Annotated in this window: 14 protein-coding genes; 2 read left to right on the forward strand and 12 right to left on the reverse strand. The window is 33.3% G+C overall.

Annotated elements, in window-relative coordinates:
- Positions 1-3: 3 nt before the first annotated feature.
- Together UH7x_RS05205 and UH7x_RS05210 are read right to left on the reverse strand one after the other, a co-directional pair.
- Positions 4-1,677: an AAA family ATPase gene (locus tag UH7x_RS05205; RefSeq protein ID WP_482362663.1), complete on the reverse strand. Its 1,674-nt coding sequence runs from the start codon at positions 1,675-1,677 to the stop codon at positions 4-6.
- Positions 1,678-1,765: 88 nt separating this feature from the next.
- Entirely contained in the window at positions 1,766-3,139 is a 1,374-nt protein-coding gene (locus UH7x_RS05210; RefSeq protein ID WP_482362664.1) for a sulfatase family protein, read from the reverse strand.
- Positions 3,140-3,276: 137 nt separating this feature from the next.
- On the opposite strand from UH7x_RS05210, the gene UH7x_RS05215 reads away from it, so the two are divergent.
- Positions 3,277-5,013 carry an ABC transporter ATP-binding protein gene (locus tag UH7x_RS05215; protein WP_482362665.1) on the forward strand — a complete coding sequence of 579 codons (1,737 nt, stop codon included), beginning with the start codon at positions 3,277-3,279 and terminating at the stop codon, positions 5,011-5,013.
- A gap of 196 nt (positions 5,014-5,209) precedes the next feature.
- The gene (locus UH7x_RS05220; RefSeq protein WP_482362666.1) at positions 5,210-7,765 is read left to right on the forward strand and encodes a GDSL-type esterase/lipase family protein; all 2,556 of its coding nucleotides are present in this window, start codon (positions 5,210-5,212) and stop codon (positions 7,763-7,765) included.
- Positions 7,766-7,858: 93 nt separating this feature from the next.
- Here UH7x_RS05220 and UH7x_RS05225 read toward each other — a convergent pair whose 3' ends face one another.
- The 10 genes from UH7x_RS05225 to UH7x_RS05270 form a co-directional block, all read right to left on the reverse strand.
- The gene (locus tag UH7x_RS05225; protein WP_482362667.1) at positions 7,859-8,188 is read right to left on the reverse strand and encodes a 2Fe-2S iron-sulfur cluster-binding protein; all 330 of its coding nucleotides are present in this window, start codon (positions 8,186-8,188) and stop codon (positions 7,859-7,861) included.
- Positions 8,189-8,221: 33 nt separating this feature from the next.
- Positions 8,222-9,283: an NAD(P)/FAD-dependent oxidoreductase gene (locus UH7x_RS05230; protein WP_482362668.1), complete on the reverse strand. Its 1,062-nt coding sequence runs from the start codon at positions 9,281-9,283 to the stop codon at positions 8,222-8,224.
- Between the two features lie 69 nt (positions 9,284-9,352).
- Positions 9,353-9,592: a NifU family protein gene (locus tag UH7x_RS05235; RefSeq protein WP_482362669.1), complete on the reverse strand. Its 240-nt coding sequence runs from the start codon at positions 9,590-9,592 to the stop codon at positions 9,353-9,355.
- A 1-nt stretch (position 9,593) separates the two neighbouring features.
- Positions 9,594-10,733, reverse strand: coding sequence for an Mrp/NBP35 family ATP-binding protein (locus tag UH7x_RS05240; protein ID WP_482362670.1), 1,140 nt, complete (start codon positions 10,731-10,733; stop codon positions 9,594-9,596).
- A 90-nt stretch (positions 10,734-10,823) separates the two neighbouring features.
- A complete protein-coding gene (locus UH7x_RS05245; protein WP_482362671.1) occupies positions 10,824-11,213 on the reverse strand; it encodes a hypothetical protein in 390 nt (129 codons plus the stop codon).
- A 120-nt stretch (positions 11,214-11,333) separates the two neighbouring features.
- Positions 11,334-11,687, reverse strand: a complete 354-nt coding sequence (locus UH7x_RS05250; RefSeq protein ID WP_482362672.1) for an MGMT family protein — start codon at positions 11,685-11,687, stop codon at positions 11,334-11,336.
- A 3-nt stretch (positions 11,688-11,690) separates the two neighbouring features.
- Positions 11,691-12,317, reverse strand: coding sequence for a LysE family translocator (locus UH7x_RS05255; RefSeq protein ID WP_482362673.1), 627 nt, complete (start codon positions 12,315-12,317; stop codon positions 11,691-11,693).
- Positions 12,317-12,994, reverse strand: a complete 678-nt coding sequence (gene trmB, locus UH7x_RS05260) for a tRNA (guanosine(46)-N7)-methyltransferase TrmB (RefSeq protein ID WP_482362674.1) — start codon at positions 12,992-12,994, stop codon at positions 12,317-12,319. Before trmB ends, UH7x_RS05255 begins: the two co-directional genes overlap by 1 nt.
- Before the next feature lie 82 nt (positions 12,995-13,076).
- Entirely contained in the window at positions 13,077-14,021 is a 945-nt protein-coding gene (locus tag UH7x_RS05265; RefSeq protein WP_482363580.1) for a sensor histidine kinase, read from the reverse strand.
- Between the two features lie 324 nt (positions 14,022-14,345).
- Positions 14,346-15,032, reverse strand: a complete 687-nt coding sequence (locus tag UH7x_RS05270; RefSeq protein WP_482362675.1) for a response regulator transcription factor — start codon at positions 15,030-15,032, stop codon at positions 14,346-14,348.
- Between the last annotated feature and the right edge of the window lie 221 nt (positions 15,033-15,253).

Genomic DNA, 15,253 nt, shown 5'->3' on the forward strand with positions numbered 1-15,253 from the left:
TTCTTATATAAAAGCCAAAGCTAATTTAATATCATCGTAACTTACTTTTCTATTCAGAGCCTCAAAAATATATTTTTGACTTGGCGGTCCATCTTTTTGTTTTTTAACTGCACCTGCCACTTTTTCTATTAATTTTTCATCTGGGCGATAAAAATCTAAATCTTCATTAGGAAAATCTTCTCGCAATCGAATAATATGCCCTGATATGGTTCCTAGAGAAAGTCCACGTTCATCAGCAATAGCATCTAAAGACATTTCTTTTTTTAAATAATCTAGAGTTATCAAATAAGTCGACTTCTTTTTTTGTTTTTTCTCTTTTACCTTATTCGAATGTTTTTTAATATCATCAGCATCTGTGAGGCCACCGCAGTTCTTTATAAACAATTTAGCTTGAGCATCTAAGGTCTTCAAATCATTTTCTTCATCAACAATTTCAGAAAGTTCTTGAAAACGTTTATCAGCCTTTAAAGCCAAACCATCCACTTGAAGCGCCATTTCATTAAAACCCGAAAGCTGAAGATTTGCAATATCCTTTAATCGAGATAAGGCAACATAACCCTGTCCATTTTCAAAAGTTTTAGAAAGATCAATCATAGCAGAATCCAATGTCATCCCTTGACATTTATGTACGGTAATCGCCCAAGCTAGGCGTAATGGAATTTGATCAAGACTTGCCAATACTTTACCATGATCATCGTGTACTCCCCAAGTTTCTTGTTTTACGGTTATTCTTTTACCTTGTATTGTTTTAACTACGGGGTAACCTTCAGAATTAAATTCAATAATCTTACCCAAAGTACCATTCACATAACCCAGTTCAGGATTATTACGCACAAACATTACTTTAGAATCAACTTTCAGTTCTAAATGTTCTTGAGCCAAAACAGATTTCTTTAACGTTTCAACTAGTTTCTGATTTCCTTTAGTTTTAGCCTTAAATTTTTTAGCATTCCCAGATAGCTTGTTTAACTCTATTAAATTGAGTTGATCAACATCGGCATTATGCGTAAAGAGTTTTGTTGGTACTTCTTCTTGCTTTAATTGAGTTGTTTCTGCATTTTTAAGTATTTCAATACTTCGATGTGTTATTTCTGCAGACCTAATTTCGTTCAAAATTTCATTCAAAACATTATCCCCTTCTTGGCGATATTGCTCTGTTAAATAGCATACGTTCAGTCGAGCATCTAGCCATGCTTTCGACATAAATGCAAATTTATCTTTACTTCTTTCATCATTTCGCCCTATTGGTGGTAACTGAAAAAAGTCACCACAAACAATAATTTGGATGCCACCAAATGCCCTATCATCTTCTTTAAAAAAACAAAGTACTTGATCCACCATATCAAGTTGTTTTTTATGCAACATTGAAATTTCATCAATAATCAGAATCATAGATTCTTCAAGATGTTTTTTAAGGTATTTCTTGGTACGCATGGTTACCAAATTTGCTCGCGACAAGCGATCCTTTATTCCAAAACCTGCCCATGAATGTATGGTCATTCCATTCATATGAGTAGCCGCAATACCAGTAGATGCAGTTATTGCAACAGGAACCTTACGCTCTTTTAAATATGAAATATATTGATTGAGCACATATGTTTTACCAGTACCGGCAGAACCCGTTAAAAAAACATTTTTACCTGATTTTAATAATGCTAAGGCCTTTTCTTGTTGCACTTTATGAGTTTATTGTAAGAAACACAATATAGTTTTTTTAATGAAATTAAAGCAATGGATTTAAATAAGAATATTTCAAATTCCTGATCTATTTACTTTTTTGCCATGGTACACTACCTCCTGCCTGAATATGCTTCATTAGAATAGCATTCAATTCTTTATACTTCTCCGGCTCCTTTTCAATTAAATTATTTTTCTCGAGAGGGTCTGTTGTTAAATTGTATAATTCGTATGGATTATAAGGGCTGTTTTGCAACAATTTCCATGCACCTTTTCGGATAGCATAAATGGGTTGCCCACCATACCAAGTACCACCTTCACGACGAACAAAATAATAAGAGCGTTCCGAATCAAAATTTAATTGCGATCCTTTTAATTCATTCAATAAACTACGTCCTTCAATTTTATCTTTAGGTCTAGTTCCTGCTATTTCTAATAAAGTAGGATAAATATCCATAGTCATCCAATTATTATTCGAAACGCTTCCTTTTTCAATTACTCCAGGCCAACTAATACATGTAGGCACTTTTAAACCGCCTTCATACATACTTTGTTTACCATCGCGTAAAGGTCCGTTATTAGCCTTACTAGGTAAGTGGCCTCCATTATCACTTGTAAAAACAATAATGGTATTGTCATATTGCCCACTTTCTTTTAATGCGTTTACTACCTTTCCTATTCCTTCATCCATATGTTCTATAAACGCCACTAACGATGCTCTAATTGGGTCTATATTTTTTTCTCTTTTTAATACTTTTTCCAACCAATCTTTAGGCGGCTGAACAGGGAAATGAGGTGCATTATATGCTAAATACAAAAAAAATGGTTGTTCTGATTTAGCTTGATTTTTAATATAATCTACAGACCAATCGGTAAAGAGATCAGTAGCATGTCCATTGGGGTCAATAGTTTTTTCGTTCAATCGCATATAATTAATATCATGTCGACGATGTTTCCAATAATCATCCATCATATCACCTAACCATCCATGAAAATAGTCAAACCCTCTATCTGTTGGAATATTTGGTGATTCTAGTCCTAAATGCCATTTTCCGATTATTGCTGTGGTATATCCTACCCTGTTTAACTCTTCTGGTAAAAGTGTTGCATCCGGATTTAAATAACCCCAATTATCTTCTTGATACGTTCTAATTACGCCAGGCACACCTACTCTATCTTGATATCGTCCAGTAAGAATCGCAGCACGCGTTGGCGAACAAACTGTAGAATTGGCATAAAAATTATCAAACCGCATTCCGGAAGCAGCAATCCTATCAATATTAGGTGTGTGGATATCCTTAGTGCCATAATAAGATACATCGTGATAACCTTGATCATCAGTAAGAATGTACAGAATATTAGGTTTACTCGATTCTTTAGAAACCTTTTGTGCTGGTAATTCACCGAACCAAATAGCTACCAAAAAGAATATGTAATTCAAATGTCTCATATGTGGTATCATTATTTGATGTTTAAAGGAATTTCTAATCTTGTGAAAATAACAGAGATTAAAACTAAATACTAATTTTTAACAGCAAAACGCATTATTCTTCAATCACCTATTTTAGGTTAACTTTGTTGATTAATGAAAAGTTGATTATGGCAGATAAAAAAGTAAGCATCTTAAAGGCATTTAAAACCATTATTTGGCCTAAAAAAAATCTTGTCTTTATTGGCTTGTTATTAATAGTAATAAGTAAAGCAGCAAGTTTTGTTACTCCAATTGCTTCGAAATATTTAATTGATGATGTTATAGCAAATAAAGATGTAGAAATGCTAAAACTACTCGTAGGTGGAGTAATATTAGCCATTTTAGTACAAGCTGTTACCTCATTCCTATTAACGCGGATTTTAAGTGTTCAAGCACAATTTCTAATTTCAGAATTACGAGCACAAGTACAGAAAAAAGTGCTCTCTTTACCCATTCGATTTTTTGACAATACAAAATCTGGAGCCTTAGTTTCACGAATTATGTCTGATGTAGAAGGCGTTCGAAATCTAATCGGAACAGGCTTAGTTCAACTAGTTGGGGGCACAATTACGGCAATAGTTTCATTAGTTCTATTATTAAGAATTAGTCCGACCATGACCCTTTTCACTTTTATACCATTGGCGATTTTTGCTGTAATCGCATTAAAAGCTTTTAAAATTATTAGACCTATTTTCCGGAATAGAGGTAAAATAAATGCCGAAGTAAAAGGAAGACTTACAGAAACCTTAGGCGGAATTCGAGTGATAAAAGGGTTTAATTCTGAAGCGCAAGAACATAAAATATTTGAGGAAGGCGTTGATGAACTTTTTCAAAATGTAAAAAAGAGTTTAACCACAACTGCTTTTATGACCAGTGCCTCTACATTTTTAATTGGGATTGCTACAACAGGAGTAATGGGTTTTGGGGGATATAAAATTATTCAGGGCGAATTAACCATTGGAGATTTATTAATGTTCACTGTACTTTTAGGCATTATGGTAGCCCCAATAGTACAGATGAGTAATATCGGCAGTCAGCTAACAGAAGCATTAGCAGGCTTAGACCGTACCGAAGAATTAATGAATGAAATTTCTGAAAATGAAGAAACGGACCGCTCTATAGAATTAAAAGGTCTGCAAGGAAATATGGCTTTCGATAATGTCTCATTTTCTTATGAAGAGGACAAAGAAGTTTTACACGACATTAGTTTTACCGCAAAATCGGGTGAAGTCGTTGCTCTGGTAGGTAGTTCAGGTTCAGGAAAAACAACCATAGCAGGATTGGCTGCAAGTTTTCTAAACCCCCAATCAGGGAAAATCACTGTTGATGGTAATGATTTATCTAAAGTTAACCTCAGTAGTTTTCGCCAAAATTTAGGGGTTGTTTTACAAGATGATTTCCTTTTTGAAGGAACAATTAGAGAAAACATATTGTTCCCACGCCCTAATGCTTATGAAGAAGAATTGCAAAATGCAGTTAAATCGGCTTACGTAAATGAATTCACCGATCGTTTTGATGATGGCCTAGACACTTTAATAGGAGAGCGTGGCGTAAAATTATCTGGAGGTCAACGGCAACGAATTGCCATTGCTAGAGCAGTTCTTGCAGACCCTAAAATATTAATCTTGGATGAAGCAACCTCAAATCTAGATACCGAAAGTGAAGCTTTGATTCAGAAAAGTTTGGCAGAACTAACAAAAGGCAGAACTACATTTGTAATTGCGCACCGTTTAAGTACGATTCGAAAAGCTGATAAAATATTGGTAATTGAGGATGGTAAAATTGCGGAAAGAGGAACTCATGAAGAGCTTATCTCGAAAGAAGGTAGGTATCATAATTTGTTCACATATCAAGCTCGAATTTAAAATATTCAGGATTAATTTATAATTAAAACATATTTAGGCTTCTGAAAATCAATATAATTTCATATGCTTATATATGCTTTTGACAAAATAGTTAAGCCCAATTTTTAAAATCACATTTTTACCTAAGTAAACACCAAAATACTTCCTAGTCTAAACTAATTTTAGCAAGTTCGTTTGAATTAAAATTAATTTAGGCTTGGACCAAGATTCTCATATTGCACAACTAAAAGAAATTTTTCCTGATGGAAAAATTAAGAATTACAAAAAAAATCATATCCTTTTTAATATTCATAAAAAGGTTAAAACCTTTCGTTGGATTCTATCAGGGGTAGTCAATTATTATATTGAATTCGAAGAGCCGGAAAATGACATTCTAGTTTGTCAAATATCAGAACCATTAAGCACATTGGGCGTAGATGGTTTATATATACCTAAAAGGTATCACTACAAAGCCGTAACCTCTTCAAATGGAGCAACCTTTTTCGAAATCCCAATCACAGCATTAGAAGCATACATAACTAAGGACAGCGAAAACAAACTATTAAAAAGTATAGCTTCTACTTTATATCACCAACTCAAATCTGCCTTATTAAAACAAACAGAATTATTACAACCGGTGCGTTCTAAACCCCTTGAAGATGATGGAGAGTTTTTTATGTCTCCTGAAACGAATACTGCCGAAATTATAAATCTAATGCGATGTTCTCCGTTTCTAGATCAATTTTCAGATAAAAAACTATCAAAAATAGCAGCTCATGCCGTACGCCGAGAATATGAACCCTACGAACTTCTTTATATTCAAGACCGTTTTACTAACGGGTTATCTATTTTAATACATGGAGAGGTAAGTATTAAAAGAATTGAAGGAAATATAGAGATTAAACAACGTTCAATAAAAGACCCAGGCTTTATTTTTGGTTGGTCCAGTTTTTTAGGAGATAAAGATATTTGTTCAGCCATTACAGTTAAAAAAAGTGCACTTTATTTTATTTCGCATAAAGCACTTACTTCCCTTTTTACATTAGACGTTGCATTCGAAAAGCAATTTTACAGACAATTACTTTGGTTAATCGGCAATCAAATAAATGCTGCTTTCTTAAGGTATTTAGGACTTCTTGGAAAACATAACTTGCAAGCAGTTTTTCATTTAATAGAAAATAATAAGTCGAGATTACCCTTAAATTCAAAATTACACCAAAGCATACATCTTTTAAAAAACGTAAACACAAAAGAAATAGCCTATGAAGGATTGAAAAGGTTGTTAACTACAGGTACCTCATTAGAAAGGCATATTGCATCATTAAGCCTGGAATTATTAAAAGATGACAATGAAGAATTACAATTTATTAAAGGATTAGAAAACATCTATAGTACCGTAGTTGATAACCATTCTAATTCAGTATTAGAAATAAGAAAAGAATGTGCTATCGCCACAAAAAGTTTATTCAACAAACAAAACTATCATATTGACGGTTGGGAAAATTTACCTGAAGGTAATGGACATATTTTTATATACAATCATTTAGCAAACGACACACATTACACCTTAAATAATAGTTTTCAAATCACATTAGATTCCCATTTTATTAGTGCCATGGTGTTACAGGATAAATATAATGATTCGGGCATTAGAACCATTAGAATAGGTCGTGGACAAGAATATGGACATCAAAATTATTACAACAAGTTAGGTCATATAAATGTTTACACGAAGGAATCTGGAAAATCAACTAAGGAAAGCAAAAAAATAACTCGCAGCATATTTTACAGTCAAGCTGAAGATTATTTAAAACAAGGTTACAATCTTATTATTAGCCCAGAAGGGACTTCTTATCGCACTGAAAACTCACCAGGCCCCTTTAAATTAGGTAGTTTTAATTTAGCAATGAACATGAATCCGCAACCTAAAATTGTGCCAATAGTAGTTGTCAATTTCGATAATAGAATAAAAGATAATTTATTTTATTGTAAGATTCTACCATCGTTCAAATTAAATGAACGTGTAACCACTAATAAAAAAGATAATCTAGTTTCTTTTGTAAATGAATATCAGAAAGAGTACGCAAAACATGTACAAGAAGCACGTGAAACAGCTGATAATATGATGAATAACGCAACAAACATTTCTAATTTAAGTGACCCACCAGAGATGTGGTCTAACGAAATTAAAAGATTAAATAAGCGTGTCTCCAAATTAGAACATCAAAATCAGCTCTTTGCATTTTATGGTAGTTCTTCAATCAGATTATGGATTAGCATGAAAAAGGATTTAGCGCCTTTAAATATTGTTAACTTGGGCTTTGGCGGTTCTACTTTTCCCTGGTGCATTCATTACTTTGATAAAATTTTCACAGCAGTACAACCTAATAAAATTGTACTTTATGCTGGCGAAAATGATTTAAATGAAGGAAGATCTCCACAGCAAGTTTTAGCAGATTGCCAAGAATTAGTAGCACTGATTTATAAAAAGTATCCTGAAGTAAATTTAGCGTTGATAAGCCTAAAACCAAGTATGGAGCGTGAAGCTATGATCCCTCAAATAATAGAAACCAATTTATTATTATCAAAATATATTATTGGAGAATTAAAAGCGCAATTTATAAATGTTTTTGCCCCAATGATTACATCGGAGAATAGACCAAGACCAGAATTGTATATGAGTGATGGTTTACACTTAAACAAGGAAGGTTATCGTATTTGGAGCGGTGCTATTAAGGAAGCATTATTGATACCTGAAACAGGTATTAAATAAACATCAAGAAAAAGTAGAAAAAAATTTGATTGAAATTTATTCAATTACTCTAATACGAATAATTAAAATCGAAACTATTCTACTTGTCATTTATTATGATTCCGGCGCCAACTCAACTTCTAATCCTTCTAAGTCTTCAGTCATATGAATCTGGCATCCCAATCTTGAATTATCCTCAACATTAAAAGCTTCTGCCAACATTGCATCTTCATCATCAGATTTTTCAGGTAATTCGTGGCCAGATTTCACATAACATTGACATGAAGCGCACATAGCCATACCGCCACAAATACCAATAGTACCTTCTGGTGCAAGCTCGTAAGAACGAACAATTTCCATTAGGTTCATATTCATATCAGTTGGTGCATCAACTTCATGCGTTACACCATCTCGGTCTGTAATTTTAATTTTAATATCTGACATTCTATTCCGTTCGGTTATGTACTTATAAATTACTTATTCTATCGCTTTTACAACAGCTTTTGGTGCTTCTTTTTTAGAACCATCAAATCCGGTAACACCACCAACTGTTGTATATTTCATAACATATTTCTTATCTGGAAATATACGTTGATAAGCACTTTGACACATAAGAGTAGCCTCGTGAAAGCCACATAATATTAACTTTAATTTTCCTGGATACGTATTAACATCACCAATTGCATATATACCAGGAATATTGGTTTGATAATCTAATGTATTGTCAACCTTAATAGCATTTTTCTCAATATCTAGACCCCAATCAGCAATAGGACCAAGCTTTGGAGAAAGACCAAATAAAGGGATAAAACTATCTACTTCTAATTCAATTTCTTTACCAGCATCGCCAGTCTTTTTAACAATTACCGATTCTAAAGCAGTATCACCTTTTAAACCTATAATTTCCGCTGGGGTAATAAGATTAATTCTCCCTTCATTTTTAAGATGCTGTACTTTTTCAACAGAATCTAAAGCACCGCGAAATTCATTTCTTCTATGAACTAAAGTCACTTCAGAGGCAACATCGGCTAAAAAGATACTCCAATCTAGTGCAGAATCGCCACCACCAGCAATTACAACTTTCTTATCACGATAAACTTCAGGGTCTTTTATGATATAAGCGACCCCATTATCTTCAAACTTCTCAATATTCTCCAGTAATGGTTTTCTAGGCTCAAAACTTCCTAGTCCTCCTGCAATTGCAACAATAGGTGCTTGATGTTTAGTTCCTTTATTTGTAGTTACAACAAAAGTGCCATCTTCTAACTTTTCTATCGTTTCTGCTCTTTCACCTAAAGTAAAGCCTGGTTGAAAAGCTTTAATCTGCTCCATTAAATTATCTACTAATTCGCCCGCAAGCACTTCTGGAAAGCCAGGAATATCATAGATAGGTTTCTTTGGATAGATTTCTGAACACTGCCCTCCTGCCTGCGGCAAAGCATCAATAAGGTGGCATTTTAATTTTAATAGTCCTGCTTCAAAAACGGCAAAAAGTCCCGTCGGACCAGCACCGATTATCAAAATATCTGTTTTAATCATTTAGTAATACATTAAATAATGGCAAAAATTAGTTTGGTATATTGGAAAAATACATGTTAAATAAGTAGATTATTCTAAATTAATAACCTCTTCAATTTGTGGCGCATATTTTTTAATAGTCATTTCAACACCACTTTTTAAGGTCATTTGGTTAACCGAGCAGCCAACACAAGCACCTTCTAACTTTACTTTGACAGAATTTTCATTATCAATTGATATTAATGAAATATCACCTCCATCACTTTGCAAGAAGGGCCTAATTTCTTCAAGCGCCTTTTCTACATTTAGTTTTAATTCTTCAGGTGTCATATTATTTTTTCTTAACAGCAGAACAACCTGCCATTGTTGTTATTTTTATTGCTTCGGTTGGTGGCAGGTTTTTATTTCTACCTACTACTTCTCTAACCACATTTTTGGTCAATTCTTCAAACGCACTTTCGATAGCTGTATTTGTTTGCAATGCTGCTGGCCTACCAACATCACCTGCTTCACGTATACTTTGAATCAATGGTATTTCTCCTAAAAAAGGAACCTTTAAGTCTTCAGCCAAATGCTTTGCACCCTCTTTACCAAAGATATAATATTTGTTCTCGGGTAATTCAGCAGGGGTAAAATACGCCATATTCTCAACAATACCCAATACAGGTACATTTATAGAATCTTGTTGAAACATTGCCACTCCTTTTTTAGCATCCGCTAGTGCGACCTCTTGGGGAGTACTTACCACCAATGCACCCGTAATTGGCATTGCTTGCATAATACTCAAGTGAATATCTCCGGTACCCGGAGGAAGATCAATTAACATGAAGTCAATTTCACCCCAATGTGCGTCAAAAATCATCTGATTTAATGCTTTTGAAGCCATGGGACCACGCCAAATTACAGCTTGATTTGGTTGTGTGAAGAATCCGATTGAAAGTAATTTCACACCATAGCTTTCAACTGGTTTCATTTTAGATTTACCATCGATATTGACCGCCAAGGGTTTTTCTTGCGTAACATCAAACATAATTGGCATAGACGGACCGTAAATATCAGCGTCCAACAAACCTACTTTAAAGCCCATTTTCGCTAAGGTAACTGCTAAGTTTGCAGTTACCGTAGATTTACCTACCCCACCTTTACCAGAAGCAACCGCAACAATGTTTTTAATGCCAGGTATAGGATTACCTTTTATTTCGTTAGTTTTTGGTTTTGCTGGGGCATCAACTTTTATATTGATTTTTATTTTTGCTTTTTCGTAAACTTCTTTGTGGATGATTTTTAAAATCTCTACTTCGGTCTTTTTACGAGCCTGCAAACTTGGGTTGTTTATAGTAATGTCAACCTCAACTTCATCACCAAAAATCTGAATATTTTTTACAGCGCCACTTTCCACCATATTCTGACCTTCACCTGGTACTGTAATCTGCTCTAATGCCTTTAAAACGGCTTTCTTTTCAATCTTCATTATATAAAATCATTCTAAACAACAAAGATACGTCTTAGAGACGAGATGATAAAGATTTAGAATTAAAAACGCCAAAGAGAATAGCGTAATTTATGGCAAACTAATTATACTTTCAAACTCCATCCATCGCTGCGCTTCTTGAATGGTATCAAATACTTTTAAAGGAGCAAGGGAAAATATTTCCTCATACTTTATAGTCTTTTTTGTTTCTTCATTCGGGGCAACCATAGCAAAGGAAGTAACATCGGAGTAAAAAGGACAGTGCATGTAAGCAATAATATTTATAGCATAATTTGAAGTTCTGTCAAAAATATAGCCATATTTTTTTTCTCCATAATAATCCCGGTAAACTTCATGCAATGCTATTACTTTAGCTGTATCTACTATAGTATCTTCATTAATCTTACAGATAACATAAGTATCATAAAAACATATTTTAGCGAAATCTAGTTCGATTTCATCTATGGGTGATAGCACCATAATAACTTATTATTACAATTTTATAAGAAAATTACTACTTTTTATCAATAAAATAAAATGATAGTAGTCAATAAATTATTTTTTTAACATTTATACCCTACTCATACAGAAAGAATTAGACTATTCTAATTCTTTACCTGGGTCCCAAAAACAGGTTTCCAAATTTTGAATTTGATTCTCTATTACAACTACACCTTCACTTTCCAAAAGTTGTTGCGTAAGGTTTGTTCCATCAAAATGATGTTTTCCAGTAAGAAGGCCTTTTCTGTTTACAACCCTATGGGCAGGCACATCTGAAGTTTCTTTTTTAGCGTTAGCAGAATTAACGCCATTCATTGCCCAGCCAACCATACGAGCACTTCTAGCCGCACCCAAATAAGTGGCTATTGCACCATACGAAGTTACACGGCCATAAGGTATCTGCCTTGCCACTTCGTATACTTTCTGAAAAAAGTTCTTGTTTTCTGGTTTCAAAATTTATCTGAAGATTCGAATTAAAGTAACAATCAATAATACAATCATTAGAACACTTAAAATGTAGTTCGAGTTTTTAGAAAATCGTTGATTCTTACTTTCTAATTTATTAAAATATATAGTATACATATAAAGCACTGTAAATGTACCACACCCCGCGGCTAAGACAAAGATTAAAATATCCCACACCTGAAACTTTATCCAACCAGATGCATTCCACATCACATTCAAACCGCTGTAATATGGTATTGTCAATAAATTTAAAGCAGCAAGGCCCATACCTTTGAAATAACTATTTCGCTTGCTTACTTTTACTATTCTTACTTCATCTTGCTTATTTTTTCTTGCAGCAATAAAAAAGTAAACTGCAAAAACTGCAAAAACAATTACTGCAATTTTCAAAAGCCATTCTGATACTTCAGGATTATTATGCAAAAATTTTGAAATCCAAACTGCGATTAATGCCTGAATTAAGATTGTTGTGGAAATACCTAAACTAAAAACTATTCCATTCAATTTTCCTTTCGTGACACTAACTTTAGCCGCATTCATATTTAACAAACCTGGAGGTACTGTTGCCATGAATGCTGCAGAAAAAGTAGCAAAAAAAAGAATTAACAAATGTGTCATTAGTTTGGTGGTATACGAAACTGAATATACGTTATTGGTTTGTTTTTTTCAAGGTACTGTTTTTCGTAGAAAGTTTGAATTTCTAACACTTCTTTTGGGCTTCCTTCATTTTTGTAAACATCATGATTTGCATAAATAACTTCAACCCCTAACCCATGCAAAAGCCCTAATGTATAACCGTGCATAAATTCGCTATCGGTTTTTAAGTGAATTAGTCCATCTTTTTTTAAGATACGTTTATAGCGATTTAGAAATTCGCTATTTGTTAAGCGATGTTTGGTACGTTTGTATTTTATTTGGGGATCAGGAAAAGTTATCCAAATTTCAGAAACTTCACCAGGAGCAAAAAGCTCATCAATAAGTTCAATTTGAGTTCTTAAAAAGGCAACATTATTTAAATTTTTTTCAAGCCCTGTTTTAGCACCACGCCACAATCTGGCACCTTTTATATCTACGCCAATATAATTTATATGGGCATTTCGTTTTGCTAACTCTACTGTATATTCTCCCTTGCCACAACCTAATTCTAAAACTATGGGGTTATCATTATTAAAATACTTTGCCCATTTGCCTTTCATTCGAAAATCGCCACTTGAAATTTCGTCACGATTTGGCTGAAAAACGTTTTCGAATTGCTCATTATCTTTAAATCTTCTTAATTTATTTTTACTCCCCACGCTTTAATACTTAATTAAAAATTTTGAACAAATCTATGGGAAATCTTTAGCAAATGAAATCTCTATTACAGAAGGAACGGAATTACTCTTTAATGGGTTCTACCGCATCAACTTTCTTCAGTGTAAAAGAAAACTCAGAACCCGCTCCAAGTACACTTTCTACATATATTTTTTCACCATGGGCTTCAATTATATGTTTAACTATTGAAAGTCCAAGACCAGAACCTCCTTCTTTTCTATTACCACTTTGATCAACACGGAAAAACCTTTCAAATAATCGTGGTAAATATTGTTCTGCAATACCCTCACCATTATCCGTAACCCTTATAATTACCCTATTTTTTATTAAATTTTCAACACTAACCTCAGTGGTACCATTATTAAATCCGTATTTAATCGAATTGACTAATAAGTTCATTAATACTTGCTGAATTTTTTCTCGATCACCTTTTACATAAATGGGTTCATTATAAGCCATATCAAAAGTGAGCACAATCTTTTTCTTAGCGGCTTTCATCTCAAGTAAATCGAAAACACTTTGAATGAGTTCTACAATATCGAAAGTAACCACTTCTAAATTTAAGTCGCCTACTTCCAATTTAGTAATTAAATCTAGATCTTTTACTATGTAGATTAGACGATCAACACCCTTATTAGCTCTTTGTAAATATTTCTTGCGCACATTTTTATCATCCATTGCACCATCTAAAAGCGTCTCAATATACCCTTGTACGGTAAATAATGGTGTCTTTAATTCGTGTGAAACATTTCCTAAAAAATCTTTTCTATACTCTTCTCTAATTTTTAAAGTGTCAATTTCTATACGCTTATCTGCAGCAAACCTTTCAATTTCTTCCGTTAGTGTTTCCATATCGGTAGTAACCGGACCTGTAGCAAAAGACGTAGCATCTAGCAGTGAAACATCATCATAGATTTGTTTTATCCGTCTGTAGATATATCTCTCAATTCCAATTTGGATAATTATAAAACTGCCAATAAAAATTAATGGTAAGGTAACTAGTAACATTAACGCATTAAAATCTCCTTCATAGTACATTTCAATAATGAAAACGAAAGCACAAAAAGTCATTATCAAAAAAGATGCTCTTAAGGCAAATTGATATGACCTTTTTAGTATTGCGGCCATTTTTTATTATATTTTAGAATGATTTGAAGAAAACCCTACATAACTTATATAGACCAAATAAGTAATTAAGCTTAGAATTATCAATAGGTCATCTTAAAGAAGACACCCAATTAAATTAGGCACAAAGATAGTTAAGAAATTTATTAAGTTAAATAAGCAAGTTGAACAACTCCCTACTATTGAACAAAAAGTAGTATTCGTTAGTTAAAGCACAAACTTATATCCTACTCCTTTTACAGTTTTAAAATGGTCTTCACCAATCTTTTCCCGTAATTTTCTAATATGTACATCAATAGTACGGCCACCAACCACAACTTCATTACCCCAAACTTTATCAAGAATAACTTCTCTTCTGAAAACTTTACTAGGTTTAGAAGTTAGTAGTGCTAAAAGTTCAAACTCTTTTCTTGGAAGTATTATTTCAGTTCCATTTTTAATAACCTTGTACTCTTCTCTATTAATAACAATATCACCGACTGTGAAAATATCATCAGCTTCATTTGCCTCTTCCTTTAAACGACGTAGAAGTGCCTTAACTTTACTTACTAATACTTTAGGCTTAATAGGTTTTGTTATGTAATCATCAGCACCAGCATCAAATCCAGCTACCTGTGAATAATCTTCACCCCTAGCAGTTAAGAATGTAATTAAGGTATTCTCTAAGCTTGGAGTTTTTCGCATTTGCTCACATGCTTCAATACCATCCATTTCTGGCATCATTACATCTAAAATAACAAGATGCGGTTTCTTTTTCTTCGCCTTAGCAACACCTTCTTGACCGTTTTTAGAAGTAAACACTTGATAACCCTCTGCCTCAAGATTATAGCTAATAATCTCTAATATATCTGGCTCATCATCTACTAAAAGTATTTTTATATCTTTCTTTTTCACGTTGTTAGGTTTGTTTAGACTAAAGTAAAATCAATATAATGTAAATATAAGGCATCTTACAACAAAGGCATTAACCACAGCTAATAAGGTAACATTTCGGTAACGTTTCGCAAACACTTCATTAATATTACAAAAATTAAAAAGCAGCAAAATATAGGTGTTCACAAACTATTTGAATTTAAAGAAAATAAATAATACCATTCTTACGTTTGGTTCTTAAA

This window comes from Aurantibacter sp. UH7 (genome assembly GCF_056839165.1).